Source organism: Pseudoneobacillus rhizolycopersici (assembly GCF_054786815.1).
Map to the genome: position 1 here is coordinate 1 of NZ_JBTOOE010000040.1, position 15,447 is coordinate 15,447.

13 protein-coding genes are annotated in these 15,447 nt (G+C 34.3%); 5 read left to right on the forward strand and 8 right to left on the reverse strand.

The window, feature by feature from the left end:
• The first annotated feature begins 774 nt into the window (after window positions 1-774).
• Together ACX9YW_RS22085 and ACX9YW_RS22090 are read left to right on the forward strand one after the other, a co-directional pair.
• Complete coding sequence (locus ACX9YW_RS22085) at window positions 775-1,320, forward strand: metal-dependent hydrolase (RefSeq protein WP_460350696.1); 546 nt, start codon at window positions 775-777, stop codon at window positions 1,318-1,320.
• 10 nt (window positions 1,321-1,330) lie between these two features.
• Complete coding sequence (locus ACX9YW_RS22090) at window positions 1,331-2,551, forward strand: hypothetical protein (RefSeq protein WP_460350698.1); 1,221 nt, start codon at window positions 1,331-1,333, stop codon at window positions 2,549-2,551.
• 437 nt (window positions 2,552-2,988) lie between these two features.
• Here the strand turns inward: ACX9YW_RS22090 and ACX9YW_RS22095 are convergent, their stop codons facing one another.
• From ACX9YW_RS22095 to ACX9YW_RS22105, 3 genes are all read right to left on the reverse strand, one after another.
• Window positions 2,989-6,591: an SIR2 family NAD-dependent protein deacylase gene (locus ACX9YW_RS22095; protein WP_460350700.1), complete on the reverse strand. Its 3,603-nt coding sequence runs from the start codon at window positions 6,589-6,591 to the stop codon at window positions 2,989-2,991.
• Between the two features lie 230 nt (window positions 6,592-6,821).
• The gene (locus ACX9YW_RS22100; RefSeq protein WP_460350721.1) at window positions 6,822-6,947 is read right to left on the reverse strand and encodes a DUF6508 domain-containing protein; all 126 of its coding nucleotides are present in this window, start codon (window positions 6,945-6,947) and stop codon (window positions 6,822-6,824) included.
• 347 nt (window positions 6,948-7,294) lie between these two features.
• The gene (locus tag ACX9YW_RS22105) at window positions 7,295-8,440 is read right to left on the reverse strand and encodes a hypothetical protein (protein ID WP_460350702.1); all 1,146 of its coding nucleotides are present in this window, start codon (window positions 8,438-8,440) and stop codon (window positions 7,295-7,297) included.
• Window positions 8,441-8,844: 404 nt separating this feature from the next.
• Here ACX9YW_RS22105 and ACX9YW_RS22110 point away from each other — a divergent pair, with 404 nt between their 5' ends.
• A complete protein-coding gene (locus ACX9YW_RS22110) occupies window positions 8,845-9,285 on the forward strand; it encodes a hypothetical protein (protein WP_460350704.1) in 441 nt (146 codons plus the stop codon).
• A gap of 142 nt (window positions 9,286-9,427) precedes the next feature.
• Here ACX9YW_RS22110 and ACX9YW_RS22115 read toward each other — a convergent pair whose 3' ends face one another.
• From ACX9YW_RS22115 to ACX9YW_RS22130, 4 genes are all read right to left on the reverse strand, one after another.
• Window positions 9,428-9,652 (reverse strand): DnaD domain protein, encoded by a 225-nt coding sequence (locus ACX9YW_RS22115; protein WP_460350706.1) that lies wholly within the window; start codon window positions 9,650-9,652, stop codon window positions 9,428-9,430.
• Between the two features lie 347 nt (window positions 9,653-9,999).
• Complete coding sequence (locus tag ACX9YW_RS22120; protein WP_460350708.1) at window positions 10,000-10,476, reverse strand: hypothetical protein; 477 nt, start codon at window positions 10,474-10,476, stop codon at window positions 10,000-10,002.
• A 164-nt stretch (window positions 10,477-10,640) separates the two neighbouring features.
• Complete coding sequence (locus ACX9YW_RS22125) at window positions 10,641-11,375, reverse strand: DUF3298 and DUF4163 domain-containing protein (RefSeq protein ID WP_460350710.1); 735 nt, start codon at window positions 11,373-11,375, stop codon at window positions 10,641-10,643.
• 67 nt (window positions 11,376-11,442) lie between these two features.
• Complete coding sequence (locus tag ACX9YW_RS22130; RefSeq protein ID WP_460350712.1) at window positions 11,443-11,997, reverse strand: DUF6155 family protein; 555 nt, start codon at window positions 11,995-11,997, stop codon at window positions 11,443-11,445.
• Window positions 11,998-12,221: 224 nt separating this feature from the next.
• Here ACX9YW_RS22130 and ACX9YW_RS22135 point away from each other — a divergent pair, with 224 nt between their 5' ends.
• Together ACX9YW_RS22135 and ACX9YW_RS22140 are read left to right on the forward strand one after the other, a co-directional pair.
• Window positions 12,222-12,731: a DoxX family protein gene (locus tag ACX9YW_RS22135; protein ID WP_460350714.1), complete on the forward strand. Its 510-nt coding sequence runs from the start codon at window positions 12,222-12,224 to the stop codon at window positions 12,729-12,731.
• A gap of 362 nt (window positions 12,732-13,093) precedes the next feature.
• Complete coding sequence (locus ACX9YW_RS22140; RefSeq protein ID WP_460350717.1) at window positions 13,094-14,755, forward strand: multicopper oxidase family protein; 1,662 nt, start codon at window positions 13,094-13,096, stop codon at window positions 14,753-14,755.
• Between the two features lie 260 nt (window positions 14,756-15,015).
• Here ACX9YW_RS22140 and ACX9YW_RS22145 read toward each other — a convergent pair whose 3' ends face one another.
• Entirely contained in the window at window positions 15,016-15,261 is a 246-nt protein-coding gene (locus ACX9YW_RS22145) for a TM2 domain-containing protein (protein ID WP_460350719.1), read from the reverse strand.
• Between the last annotated feature and the right edge of the window lie 186 nt (window positions 15,262-15,447).

Below are 15,447 nucleotides of genomic sequence, written 5' to 3' on the forward strand. Positions count from 1 at the left end.
ATAAAGTGTTCATTCTTAATTAGCGAAAACTGTTAATTATAGATTAGCAGTTACATTTGTTTCTAGAAGTAACCTAGTATAAATTAAATTTAAATTAACTGATATACTCTTGGAATCTATAGACTCCAATAGAAACCTTAAATAATTTTCCCCTCCATCTAAAGTATCCGACCATTTATAAATGTTAGTATTATTTGATTTTTCTTTTAGAATATCTTTTTCATATAACCTTTCCGCTCTAGGGAATATATACCTTATTACTAAAACAACTATCGTAATATTTACTATTAAGTTTTTATATACCGGATCACTAACAGATATATATATAAGTGTACCTAAAATCCACCAAAACGAATGGATTACTATCCTCCTTAAATTCTTAATTTTAAACAACTCTAACCACAACACTTTCAACTAATATTAAATTTCCTAGCAATTTTACTTTTTCTATAACGCAATGAAATTAAGTTATGAAACGCACTTTTTAATGGAGGGATTAGGTACCTGGTACCTGGATTTCCCTATAAAAAAACACCTCCCATATAAAGTTTTATATCGTAAGATATGCACACTAAAAATATAGAAGGTAGTGGGTAGTAAATAAGCTATCGATTAGTGGTAAATTCCTTGGCACTCCTTGGTAAGAAAGATGTCATTAGTGGTACATTTCAGTGGCCGTAATCAGAAAATTCTTCAGAAGGTTATTTTTTTTAATTCCATAACATAAAAGTAATTAAAACAAGCTAGGAAATTATACCTGGTCAGGAGGGGCAAATGCTATATAAAACACATATCGCTACGTCTATTGCAGCAGGAGCTGCTATCGCAACATTAACCTCTTTTCCTTTTACTGTTCTGTTCTTAGGAGGAGTTTCGTTTGGTAGTTTATTACCAGATGTTGATGAGCCCCGTTCCTTTATTGGGCAACGTGCTTTTGGTATTTCAAAAATAATAAATAGACGGTATGGCCATAGAGGAATTACCCATTCATTATTTACTTGGGCGTTATTTACGATACTGGTTCTGCTATTTAATAATCCATTTACAATTGGTTTAAGTTTGGGCTATTTATTTCATATAGGGGGTGACTATTTTTCGAAATCTGGAGTACCTTTATTTAAGCCCATTTCAAATAAACGATTTAAATTTCTATTTACATATAAAACCTCAAGTACCTCTGAATTAATTATCTTCTATGCAGCAATCTTCGCAGCAATATTTCTTATTCTAAATGAGCCAGTCCGATCAACCTTAACCTATTCAATAGCAGATTTATTAGCAAAATTACTTGAATTTGCATTCGAATTTTTAGAAAAATAGGAGGGAGCACATGTCAAAGGCAATTAAGGAAGTAAAGTTGGATTCAGTGTTGTTACGGAATATTTCAAAAGAACAAGCAAAAATAAAAAACTTACAAGATTTCATTCATGACGACAATGAAATCGAACAACTAATTTATCAGAAGTTCCCCCTTACTAGTTATGGAAGGTTAAATGAATATTTAAGAATATATGGAAGTTTGTCATTAATTGAAGGGTTTCAAAAGGTGAATGACGATAAATATGACCTTCCAAATACCAAATTAAATAATATTAGATTTGAAGGTTTCAATAATAAAAATCAAATTATTTTGCGGTTTTTAAAAGATGAAGTTTCATTACAAGATATAGTTGCCGAAGGAGAATATACTTTTACGAACGATTTTTTAAACCTCTTTTTTCAATTAGGTTATTTTTCAAAATTCTGTTTTAAAAATAATTATTATGACCTCTTATCTGAATGTATTCAATATCTTATGGAAGAAAGAAGAAATGAAAAAAGTCAGTATAGATTAATTTTAAAAGAGGGCAATTATTTTATACGTGGCATTACTTCTACAAAATACAAAAATTACGATAACCATCTTGCATTATACCTAACTCTTTTATCCCTACACGCATACGCAAAAAATGAAAATATATTTTTCAAAATAATAAAGGCGAATTTAACAGATTCTGATATAGAAATTTTTATAGAGCAAGATAGTCCAACTAAAATCTCCAATATTGGTAACGTTTATTTTGGAATGTATATTTCAAACAATGAAATTGGTAAAAAAGCTTTTTCTGTCGAATTAAATTATAAATTTATCGATAATGAAGGTAAATGCTTTAGAGCATTTGCAAAAAATAAAGTATTTAAAATTAACCATAGTACGTCTATTCAAAACGTGGAAACACAGTTAAAAAAAATAAATCAACTTGAAAAAATGAAAGGTGAAACCCTAGAGCAAATACATTACATGTTAAATAATCCAGAGGTTGATGATAATACCCTTTACGAAATGGTATATAAAGAAATAGATAGAAAAACCAAAACCTTTAGTTCCGAAACCCGCAAAAAAGCACGAGAATTATATGAAGAATCCCATATTAACAATACAATCAATATTATAAAAATCTTCCAAAGAATTAACCAAATAACCGACATTGAAGAGGAAAAGTTAAGTTTGGAAAGAATATATCATGACGTATTAATAAGGATGAATAAAAGAAAACATAGAAAAAAATGATAGAGGAATGGCGAAGCACGGGACAGTTTCCCGCGCTTCGTTATCGATGTGCAGAACCTTTAATATGCTTTGCCGACCTTGTATTGTTTAATTAACAGCTCCCAGCATCTTAAGGGCCAGCTTTCAAATGGTTCAGATCATTCCTTGTCCCAATTTCTATGTACTTCTATTCTATATTTGTATGTGATTGGTGCGGGATCTTTCACTCTGTCCACGTGGACAGGTCCCTTGGACCAGATTCGTTTGATTATAGATTCTTCATTTTTAATGTGAACCAAGTGATACCTTTTTCGTCACAATTAGTAAACATTCTATTGGTCATTTCGGTTTAAGACACTGGTCCAAGGTGACATTCCTGTCCGCTTGGACCTTGGTGTAAGTATATTTTAACGTCATTACCTGGGTACTCTGGTGATACTGTCTCTAATTAATACACCCTACCACATATTCTTAACTTCATTAAGTGGCAGCTTTCTCAGTTTTGCAATCAATTGATTTAACTCTTCTGGAATCCTAATTTGACGCTTTTTTAACTCAGCATAATATCGCTTTGCCAAATTGGACAAGTTAAATAACGCATCTAAATAATCTTTATTAATGTGGGTAATTCCTATTTCATATATATCCAAGCATTCCTGTAATGAAGAAATAATTATGTTTCTGAATTCAGCGGTTAAGAACACTTCTTTTGTAATAATTGATGATAAATGTAAAAGAATTGACCGACTATTTTTTACATCCATATACTTAAGTGACTTTATAAGATATAGTAACTCATCCTCTATCTCATTATAATTATTTTTTTTAAAACTCTTATATACTAATACAATATTTAGAGCAGTAAAAGCTTGTGATGTATAATCCAAATATCCTGACATATATTGCTTCATTATATCTCTATAGATTTCCTTCCAATCATCACTAACTAGTTTCTCTGATATGCTAATACTTAGCATTGATGTTTTTGTTTCCAGAAATACCCCTTTTATTTTGTTAACTAGAGCCCTTATGGCCTCATTGTAACAGCCGGAAATAGCCGCTTGGGTTATAACAATTGCCACTAACTCGCTTAATTTTGAAAAATATTTTTGAGCTTCTTTTCCTTGGCCAAAAATATCATACTTATTGTCGAGGATTAACCGCTTTTCATTTTCTAAGTAATTAAGAAGATATTTTAATATTGTGTTGAAAATATCACTATTCCAATCTAATTTAGTATAGTTGTTTTCACTAAAGTAGGACAATGCATAGAAACTATTTATATAGGATTGAATTTTTCGATCTACGTTAACATAACCATGTATTGTCCCTCCTTCGACACAGCGAGGAAATCCAGGATTTCCCAAATAAGAAATATACATCTCGCTAAAATCCACTTCCGAATTATGGGGTAACTTCTCCCACAAAGTAACAGTATATATACTCGACATAGGAATATTAAATTCCCCTATCTGACTCCAAATTGCTTCATCCACCTGTTTTTGATATCCCGATAGGAGGTTGTTGTTTTGCAATAATAAGATTTTAGCTAGTCCGCTATCCCGAGTATTTACATCTTGACTTTTCACTTCATCAAGAACATTTAAGATTAATTTTTCTGAAACGTCTAACTTCAGATCTTCAATGATGATATCTTCAAAAAATCCTGCTAGTGGGATACCGTTTGACGAAGGCTGCATTAAAATTTTATCCATATTTACCTTTAATATGTTCGAATTAAAATAATAGGATAATCCCAATAAGGCATTAACAATATCATTTTTATTTATATCATCAACTCTAGGTATAGCATCATATATTTTATCTAGTAATTTCATAATTCTATCATCATCTAAAACACAACATAATCTCGGTAAAACAACTAATATAACTTTTTGTGATATTATTTGCTTAAATCGTGGATTATACCCTTTAATTTGTAATGCATCTAACAGCAATATTAGTTGGTCAAATAAATTTCTAGTCCATTCAATGTTAGCCGTTACAATTCTTTCCTTTGTAAAAAATTCCTTAATCATTTTTTCATCATCTGTTCTTAAGATATACGACCATTTCCATAAAGGATTTTCACTAGTTGAAATTAATTCGGTACATGCCTTGGCTATGAGTTGTTTATGATCACTAAATATGGGTAGACATAAATTATCTTGTATGATTAAATAACGCAAAGCATCAGTAAAAGCATTTGATACTTCAGCCGGTGTAGTACCATAAATATAAGTGTATGTATTAGGGTTGAATGCCTGGAACTCTCCTCTTTTTTTGTGTTCTGCTGCAAATAAGCTATTTATCAATTTCTCTTTATTATCATTAAGAATTTTCTTCACATTATATTTATTATCTGTAAAGTCTTGATCCGAAAAGTCATTTAAGCTGTTTCCATATAGGTTTAGAGACCTAGCGCAAAGATTTATATGGCTTATCAATGCAGCTGTTTTGTTTTCTGAATATGATTTTTGCGCAACAGATGCAGAACATCTTTTCAGTATTTCCAATGACTCATCAACCATTCGGAGCTGACTAAATAGGCACGCCTTCCTTATCTGGATTTCAAAAGAAATATCATCTTCAATCTTTTTCACACATTCCAACGCTTGTGTATAATTAAAATCTAAAATCTGATATTTACAATTCTCGATATAGTATTCGGATTTTTTTCGGGAGTCAAAATGAATAAGATTGGATTCAATCATTTTCAAAACTTCATGATACTGGTTATTGTTACTATCTATTCGATACATCTCCGCGAGATACATTACCAACTCAAACCATATTGATTTAAAATTATTGATCTTTTTACTTTTATTATTTTTTTCAAAAGGAAAAACCTTTAATAGCTTTAATATCTCCTTGGCATCTTGATCTAATAGTGGCATATAGCACTTTCTTAATAATGCAGCAATACTACAAACTAAAATAAATTTATTCTCTGTATTTTCTTTATGTCTAAGTACATATTCAAAATGCTCATATAATTGCTTATGGAAATCGCTCGTATCTTCAACTGGAAGAAGGAGGATACTTTCCATTTCAGTTTCTACTTCGCTTATGTATTTAAGCATTTTATTATAATATTCTTCTTTATCAATTTCCCACAGCGGTCTTCTTCTAAATGGAATTTCCTTAAAGATATTCCTTTTCTCCCCATAATCCTTCAACAATCCTAAAAACTTATTGATTGCTTGATAATGTTTGTTACCCGATCTATTATCTGCAAGGGATTCTAAATTTACTACAGTAATATTTTGACTCTCTAACAACTTTCTTTCAAATTCACTCATCTCACTAAAAATTCCGCAAAGATATATTTGAGGGCAATTTTCCCCCATATTATCTCTTAACCACCCTAACCAATTCAGAAAATTAGGATCATCTCCTGAGAAACCAAGTAAGCAAAGCTGAGTTTCTAGCATAGACTGCTGTACTGTATTTACAAATGGGGCATATTTCACCGGATATGTTCTATAGTCCTCATCACAAATAATATATGGCTTGGCATTTGGAATACTACCATGCAATTTTATTATCCGTGGACGGGTACTTCCAGGGAGATCAGTTTGCGAGGTTAGAATTTTATAATTTTTCCGAACGGAAATATTATCTATTGTCCTTTCTAGCAAAGTATCATAGTTAGTGGTAAAAACATCGTTCCAATTCAAATCTAGTAACTTTCTATGCAGCTCCCCTGGAATAAATCTATCATCATCAATACTGTCTTCTATAAATTTATCGAGCTTATTCCTACCAAAGGCTACCTTATATTCTTCAGCCAATTTTAAAACATTTTTTCCTGATGTCTTTCTCACCAATGCTTTTTCCCATTTTTCTCTTTCATGATTATCATTAGGGATAGGATAAAGAGACTCATACATCTTTTTTGCAAGTTCCTCCCAATTAGGTGAAACAGTATTCTCTGCTAAGCTTATTGCATTTTTCGAAAAACCAGCGCCAATCATAACTGACGTTGATCCATATTTATGAGGGTCATGTAACCTTTTGGCGATATCGTTTATATATGCATGAACTAATCCAATACTCATCAAACCATCTCCCATTAAATGTATGTCCACTGTGACAGTTTCCTTGTCCAACCAATTTTGGGTCTATAATTAAGGTAATCCTTTTAGCCATGCTCAAAATAAATTATAGATACCTAGTGCAGGCACAGAGCACGCACAAAATAATTTGCGCGACATTATAAGATTGCTGGAAAAAATTGGTGATTTCCCTATTTCATTATCACAATAAACCAACGAACCTCAATGCCTGCTTAACTCTTTAATTCCATTAATCTATAAAATATTTTTAGAAATACTTTTTTCTCCAACGCATCTGCCCACGTACCATCACTGAAACGTTCAGATCGTACATAGTATGTAAGGATGGCTTCAGCAATTCAAAATCTGCTGACTGAATCAAATCAGCAATATTTTGATCTTTTTGTATTCACCCTAGGAATTCTAAGTAATCCCATATTAACAGATCTGTCCGGTAAACATCTTGAATAAACTCATTGAATTTCTCATCATAATTGGGAAAATAATTGGAATCTCTTTTATAAAATTCTATTAAATCGTTTTCAAAATAAGGTATATATTTGAATAAACTATGATAGGTATTCACATTGATTACCTCTTGAATTCAATATTTTTTACTACAAGGCTTATTATAAACTGTGTGGTCCAATGGGCCTATCTCCCCTCGGTCCCGGTCCCAGTCCCCGCGCGTCATCTTTTCACTTCTTTATAAAAACTCATCAAGTTTAATCTGAAGTGCATAACAAATCATTGTAAGATTTAATTTAAAGCTGGAGTAATCTATTTCCCCTCCAGACTTGGCCATACGGACCATATCTTGGATTCGATCCCAATCTCTTTTCATGCCTTCTGATAGATTATCTTCCTTACTTCTTACATGTTTAAGCGTTTCTAAGTGTCTATTCGATAGCTTTTGGAAATCAATTTTTTCTTCCATTCTTTTTGGTTTAGTGTCCACCACTGCATATTTAATGAAAGTTGGGAGAACCGGATTACGTTCACGTCTATTTGCTTCAGAAGGATTATTCATAGAAAATTTCCGTTTTAACTTCCAATTGTACTCTATAATTTCTTCCATTTGTCTGTCTAAGAGAGATAGACCTACTGAAAGAAACCTTTCTATCTCAGCGTTTTTAAATCCTTCTGGTATCTCTGGTAAATCTATTTCATCACTAATATATTTTTCAATAATTTCATTTTGCTCTTTCAGTTTTAGAGAATAAAATAAATCCTTTTGCTCCTCACTAAAACGACTAATCACTTTATCTTTTCGTGAATCTGCATCATACTTTTCCTTTAACCGAAGAACCCTAGCTTTTTGATGATTAGTTAACGGAAGCTTTAAGCGGTCCTGTTCAAGGATTTCAAAAGGAATAGTCTCTACATAAAGGAAGGGCTTTAAGTTCCAATAGATTTTATCTCTGAACTTTACTAAAATTTCATCACGTTCTAAGTCAACGGTATGAAAACCGTTTTTAATGTCTTTAATCACAGATACTGATAGATTAGTATGATTTTCAAAGCAAGTTTCCCCATATCTGTAAGTTTTTTGTTCCTTTTTATGTAAGACTTTATACTGATATCTTAATGGCATCCCACACTCGCAACGGTAATCACGATTTCCATAACCACCGTCCAAAACATCGATTAATACCCAATCATCAATTAACTTTTCAATTTGTTCATAGGTCATATCTTCTTTAATAACAATCCCTTTTGACCGTGCTAAAGCTTCAATCCACTTACTTTTCTTGTTCTGCTTGGAATAAGTATCAAGAAACTCTCTTTGATCAAAATTTAGTAAGGATATAAGTTCATGAACTTCTTTTTTACTCAGAGGCTGTGCCATCATTTTATCCTCCTAGCAATTTGAATAATAACAATAATGACTGGCGTTCTATTGAGCTTGCGCTTATTTCGGTTCAAGATACAAACAAAATCCAAAGCAAGGGAAGCGTCCCCACTTCCGGTCGACACTTTTTCCATCATTTTACCAATATTATAATACATAGTAGACACTCGGTGTGGAATAACTTTTCGTTGATATGCGAGAACTTCCCCGTGCTTCGTCCACCTACCCTCGGATCTCTAGTAACCTATGAGGTCAATGGAACATCATTACTCAATATGCACATTTTGTTCACAATTATCCAATATGTTTTATTACAAAATAAAGGTATTCTATAATTAATATATCTTGACCAAAAGAGTGACTAAGATGAGCTATTCCGACTGTTATCTAAGGGGGCTGCTTCGATGAGAACAACATATATAAAACCAAAAGCGAGGCTCTGGTTGAAAGAACTAATTTTTAATAATAATATTTTAGACAAAGAAATCGCTGGTAACCGTGAGATTTTTTCTTTTCCAATGGTAGGGTTTGCTGATGAGCCGCTTGTTTTTGTTCATCCAGTTCCTGAAGGTTTACAAATTGGTTACCATTCTATTGAATGGGATGGGCATGAGGCAATTCCTATTTTGGTTACCAAACATTCCTTTACTTGGGATAGGCTTGAATCATTTGACAAGAATGAACAAATGCAACTTGTTACAGAAACGTTCCTTTATACCATTACCTCCCGAAAACACCAATATAAAACTTGTCAATTTTGTGGTATCAAAACTGCTCCAGAACATCGAATCAACTCTAATACTTGTCACAGCTGTGCGACAGAACATTTAGGTGTTATTTTTTAGTAAATGAAAAGGACTAGTTGGATAGCTAGTCCTTTTTCAAATTAGTCTTGTGGTCTATGGTGAAAGGTTCTTTCTAAAGCATTTTCCTCTAAAACGCTTCACTTTGAACTTAGTGTAAATTCCGCGATTGCCCCACTCTTATTCACCAATCTTCCCCCGCCGTCATATCGACCTCAGTATTCCTAGGAATGGCTCTCCCGAAACAATCTGGTTCTGATGAAGGCTGCCTCCGCTTATGTCCCTGTTTTTGTTTATCATGATAAGAATCGATTTCTTCAACGGTCAGTAATGACTGATTTTCCCAGTTTCTCAGAATTCCAACTACATAGTTTAGCATTCGCTTATTATTGGTACAGGCAATATTCATCGCTTTTAAAATGATCTGTTTGGGCTGTAAAAATTTAGAATTATTTTACCACAATAACAATTGCTGTTTAGCATACTGATTTAATAAGCCAAATCCATTGTGATTCCAAAACTCGATAATTTGATTAGCGTCTTCTTCTTTGGCGTTTTGAGTTTCTAGATTTTTATAGTCTGGATTATCCTTAGACATTAGGTGAAGATTGTTTTGTTGTTGTTTTTCTTTTCCATTTTCTTTTTGTTTTTGTGGTTGTTTTTCATTTTTATTTTCTTTTTCTTTTTGTTTTTCTTTTTGCCCACGATTCGTGTCACGATACGTTAACGCCTCGTCAAAATCTTCGGATATCGCTTCTAAATATGTATATTCTTCATTTTGCTCGATTTCTTACCAATCGGTTGATCATCCTGCCTATAAAAAGATTCGTACAGACTAATGATTTCTTCTTTCTTAATCGCTTGCGAAACATAGTGGATCAGCGAGGTATCCCTTACCACTTGCAATTCGGAATAAATACAATCCAACACCGGTTTGCCACCTTTGTTGAGGTTATACTTACCCCAGTTTTTGATCGCTAGTTCACTTGTTTCCTCGTTATAGCGGATCAACTGATAATGCTCGATGAATCGCTTCATAAGTGATTGAACCTTCTCAACTGGTATATCCAATTCTAGCGCTACTTTTTTCTTCGTGATTCGATAAATGCCAATTTGTGTTGTATTGGGATTCGTCAGCAGATAAATGTAAAAGTACTTCTCCTCCAGAGGCATTTCCTCCAAAACCCTTGGGTGCGTCCAAAAATCAACCTGTACCATTCGATATTTTGCCATTGTACACCACAGCCCTTTCTATAAAAAATAGATGCTTTCATAGTTTAAATACAAAGATACGCTAGAAAAGGTCAGGGTGATTTTTTGAAAGGTTTGTGACAGGCTTCGTGCACACATAAAAAAAGGAGACACGGATGCAAGGTCCGTATCTCTTACTAATCAGTCTATTGATAAATAGCATTTGGGATAAATATTTCGGGATTTCCGGATGAATATGGGGCAATTTCATATTGTTGGAACACTAATACAATCCCACCATCTTTATAATAAAACACCGTATCATTGCTTAATTGAATATCGTCAATTGTATCAACAAAATATACATTAGAAGAATCCTTTTTAACGTAGTCATAAACATATTTTTGAACATTAGATTGCTTAGCCTTCGAGTCTACCACATCAAATAACTTCGAGTTTTGGCCGTTAGCAATATTAAAGTTGTAAGCTTGGAGTACAGTACCACCATGCGCACCGCCGGAATAAATGTAATCCGAAAAAACAATGCTTAACAATCCTTTTTGATTGTAATTAACCGTATAACTGACTATATAATCATAGTCATAATTTGGACTAGCATCTGGGTTTTTGTCGAACTCTGCCTTAGCTGTTTTTTCGTCTGCAAGCATTTGCAGATAGTTTTGATACGACATCTTCATATGGTTGCTTAGTGCAGCGTTTATTTTGTCCTGGGCTGTTCTATTCTTCAGACCGTTCACCTGTGGATATTTTAAATCATTAATTCCCTTGTACTTAGTTGGAGTTAGGGTCAATGGGTTGGGAAACTTTAAGTACTTAGTTGCAACAAACCCTTTTTTCTTGTTAATTGTAGTTTCTGACCAACCGGAAGCCGTTTGCGCATAAACCTCTAGCTTAGTACCCGATTTCAGGTGGGCGATCACTGGGAAAGCTTTCCCTAATCCTTTTGTTATTTCTTAAGTTTACAGCAAGCATTAAAACATCTGCGGCTCACGCATCATCATCTTCTTCCTCATGAACCCAGTTAATTGAATAATAGATTTCTACAACTGCTTCCTCAAAACCCCATACCGTATCTTTTGATAAGGATAGAACCCTGTCTATTCTTTTGGCTAGTACATTATAAAGATTCTCATCTTGGTCACATTCCAATGCTACACGGTCAAACATTTTTAGGATATTCGTATAATAACTATCAGAAATATACCCATACTCACTAGTATATTCCACGGCTAATTCCACAAAGAAGAGCATTAGATCAACGGTACGCTTCTCATCATTTGTTATCTTCTTAAATGAAGTAATCACCTTCTTGGCTTCAGCTAATCTAAGTTTCCCTTGCCCTCTGTCTGGATAAAATTCATTTTTAATATTTTTTTGGGCTTCCTGAAAGAGAATCTCTGTGGCTTCTTCTCCTATCAGTTTGCTAGATAAGTAGTTTTGAACCTCTTTATTTACCTTAAAGATCTCGACCACTAGGTTCACTAATTCGGTTTGATTATATTGTTTCAAATGCTTTTTTAAGTCAGTAACTTTTATTTTCATATTAATCCTCCATTTCTTGAAAGCCTTGTTTATCTGTCTTGGGTCACATGTACTTACCAAAGAATCTCCATCACCATTTTACTTGTTGTTCAACGTTTTGCCATAATGTTTTTACGGATTTGTGAAGGTTGCTACTTTCCCTACATTGTTTACATATTTTCCAGTATATTGATAGTGTAATGATAAATTAATCCAAATTATCCATTGAGAGGAAGTTGATTCACATGTTGGTGAATTTTTTAAGAAATAATAAAATTGCTGCTGCGTTGTTTACGGTTTTACGAATTTATTTAGGGTATGCTTGGTTAACGGCCGGATGGGGCAAAATTACAGGCGGGGGCTTTGATGCTACTGGATTCCTAAAGGGCGCTGTGGCTAATCCGGTTGCCGGACCGAATGGAATTGTCTACGGTGGCTGGGTAAGTTTCCTTGAAAGCTTTGCGATTCCGAATGCAGATATTTTTAATGTTTTAATTCCTTGGGGAGAATTCTTAGTTGGTTTAGGACTAATTCTTGGTTGCTTAACAACTGCCGCTGCATTTTTCGCGGTTGTGATGAACTTCAGCTTTATGTTAAGTGGAACTGTGAGCCACAATCCAACTGACATCATCATGGGTATGCTGATTATGGTTGCTGGTTACAATGCAGGTGTATATGGACTTGATCGTTATGTGGTTCCATTTCTCAACAAAAGATTCCGTAAAGACGTTAAGGGTAACAAACTAACTGCTTAGTGTGACGATGTGAAAAGGGCTGATTCAATTGGATCAGCCCTTTTTTTGTAGTTGGGAACGAAGTGATAGTCTTCTATTGAACAACTTACAGACAGTCCATCACCACATATATTGGACCTTATTAGATAACTTGGACGTTGGACTGTCCTTCCGTCCCAATTCCGATGATTCCATTCTGAGGTAAGTTTTACCCCTTTTTCACTGAAAACCTACCGCTGATTTAATTCAGCGAGATCATTTTACTAAAAATAGATTAAATCCATTATTATTCTCGTCCATATACCCTAACTTTTTCAAGAGACTTTCATAGAATAATTACGATAGTAATCTTACATTTAATGATGATTAAGGAGGAAATTTGAATGTCATTAGAAAAATTTGTGGACGCTCTCCCATTACCTAGTACTCTAAAAGAAAAAGGGAAAATAAATGGCATACCATTCTATCAAGTAAAGATGAAGCAAGTGAAACAACAATTACATCGTGACTTACCCCCTACAACCGTTTGGGGATACAACGGTATGTATCCAGGACCAACATTTGAAGTTACTAGGAATCAGCCAATTTTAGTAAGATGGGAGAATAAACTACCATTTGAACACTTACTACCAGTTGACAGAACCCTTCATGGGGCAGAACCGGACGAGCCGTCTGTAAGAACGGTAGTCCATTTACATGGTGGACGAGTTCGACCAGAAAATGATGGGTATCCGGAAGCATGGTTCTCCAGAGACTTTAAAAATTTCGGAAAAAAATTTTTACATGAGGTCTATTACTACCCTAATTGCCAACGTCCAGCAACGCTCTGGTATCATGACCACGCAATAGGAATCACGCGCTTAAACGTTTATGCAGGTCTAGCAGGGTTTTATCTAATTAGAGATAAAAATGAGAAGATGTTAAACCTTCCTCGTGGAAAATACGAAATCCCTTTAGTTATTCAAGATCGATCATTCTATCTTAGTAAAGACCATGAACGCTTCGGTGAATTATTCTACCCATCTCAGCCTGGCCAACAGCCACCACCAATGCCCTCAGAACCAATCAATCCAGATTTACCTAATCCATCTGTAGTCCCAGAATTTTTCGGCAACACAATTCTTGTTAATGGAAAAGTATGGCCATATCTTGAAGTTGAACCGAGAAAATACCGATTCCGTATCTTAAACGGCTCTAATTCACGTTTTTATCGTATGCGATTAAGTTCGGGGCAGAGTTTTATTCAGATTGGTACAGACGGTGGATTCTTAGAGCATCCCGTAACGATTTCTGAGTTAATTCTTGCACCAGCAGAACGTGCCGATGTGATTATCGATTTTTCAAAATATAAATGTCAAGATTTAATTCTAACAAATGATGCACCATCTCCTTTCCCTTTTGGCGACGCTCCTTCTTCAGACCTCAGCCAAATCATGCAATTTCGTGTGAAGCGTAAAGTCTATTCTATTGATTCAAATACAGTACCAAAAAGACTAAGTTGCTTAGAGAGACTTAATGAAGAAAATGCTGCAACAGTTCGAGAAAACCTCTTAGTTGAAGGGAGAGATGAGTTCGGACGTTTGAAGCTTTTATTAAATCGAAAGGATTGGAACCAATTACCCATTACAGAAACTCCTTACAACGGGACGATAGAAGTTTGGGAACTATATAATCTAACCCCTGACACTCATCCGATTCACTTACATCTTGTTCAATTTCAAATTCTTGATCGTCAATCCATTATTGTAGACGTAAATGGAACCATAACAAAAGTTGGCGAACAACGGGCTCCGGATCCAAATGAAATGGGGTGGAAAGATACCGTCCGTGCGAATCCAGATGAAGTGACACCTATTATTGCCCGTTTTGGACCGTTTACCGGAATCTATCCATGGCACTGCCATATCCTTGAACACGAAGACCACGAAATGATGAGACCATACGAAGTTCTTGACAATCCAAGTTTTAATCCTTTATATCCGATTCCGGGCGAATGTCCTGATGAATCATTTGCTCCATGCTTCGACTGTGAAAATTCTAAATGACTCTAGTAAAACGGATTGTGATGATATGATTGATTTGTATTAGTTTTTCCCCCTACTGAAGAAATTAAATAACTAATTGGATATTCCATATAGACCTTGAGGATAAATGTTCTCAAGGTCTTTTAAATTCCTCTAAGTGTGGAGACTGGTTCGATAACAATACCTTCGTTAAGGCGGTCCTGTTCTTCTTCTTTTCTATTACGACGGAATGAGGGCTAAATAAACTGAAACGCGAGAACCGTCCCCACGTTTCCGGGCTTTTATTTATCGCCTAAGTGATAAATTTCGTTATATCTCATTTCATTGCGTTTTCTAACTTGACCTGGAATGGTGAACAAATCATAAATTAATCCAATCCCAAACCAACCCCAAGTCAGCAAATATAAAACGCCTGTACCAATTTTACCAAGATAGAAACGATGGAAACCTGCTAACCCTATAAAACAAAATAAAAATAATAAATACGCTGTTCCTGTTGATTTTTTGCCCGTGAAATTTTTTGCCATGGTTGTTTTTCCTCCTATTTTCATAAAAGGTGCTGAATTGATTTCCCTCTTTTATTTGAACATGAAGATGGAGAAATGATCTCCGTCTTTCTTCTATTTATTTAACCTTCCCCTCTTGTTCAAATATCTGCCATAATGTTTTTACGGATTTGTGAAGGTTGATACTTTCCCCACATTGTTTACATA

Excerpts from the sequence above, each read along its gene's own strand:
- ACX9YW_RS22085 (WP_460350696.1), top strand. The coding sequence starts at position 775 with ATGCTATATAAAACACATATCGCTACGTCTATTGCAGCAGGAGCTGCT.
- ACX9YW_RS22090 (WP_460350698.1), top strand. The coding sequence starts at position 1,331 with ATGTCAAAGGCAATTAAGGAAGTAAAGTTGGATTCAGTGTTGTTACGG.
- ACX9YW_RS22095 (WP_460350700.1), bottom strand. The coding sequence starts at position 6,591 with ATGAGTATTGGATTAGTTCATGCATATATAAACGATATCGCCAAAAGG.
- ACX9YW_RS22105 (WP_460350702.1), bottom strand. The coding sequence starts at position 8,440 with ATGATGGCACAGCCTCTGAGTAAAAAAGAAGTTCATGAACTTATATCC.
- ACX9YW_RS22110 (WP_460350704.1), top strand. The coding sequence starts at position 8,845 with ATGAGAACAACATATATAAAACCAAAAGCGAGGCTCTGGTTGAAAGAA.
- ACX9YW_RS22115 (WP_460350706.1), bottom strand. The coding sequence starts at position 9,652 with ATGAATATTGCCTGTACCAATAATAAGCGAATGCTAAACTATGTAGTT.
- ACX9YW_RS22120 (WP_460350708.1), bottom strand. The coding sequence starts at position 10,476 with ATGGCAAAATATCGAATGGTACAGGTTGATTTTTGGACGCACCCAAGG.
- ACX9YW_RS22130 (WP_460350712.1), bottom strand. The coding sequence starts at position 11,997 with ATGAAAATAAAAGTTACTGACTTAAAAAAGCATTTGAAACAATATAAT.
- ACX9YW_RS22135 (WP_460350714.1), top strand. The coding sequence starts at position 12,222 with ATGTTGGTGAATTTTTTAAGAAATAATAAAATTGCTGCTGCGTTGTTT.
- ACX9YW_RS22140 (WP_460350717.1), top strand. The coding sequence starts at position 13,094 with ATGTCATTAGAAAAATTTGTGGACGCTCTCCCATTACCTAGTACTCTA.
- ACX9YW_RS22145 (WP_460350719.1), bottom strand. The coding sequence starts at position 15,261 with ATGGCAAAAAATTTCACGGGCAAAAAATCAACAGGAACAGCGTATTTA.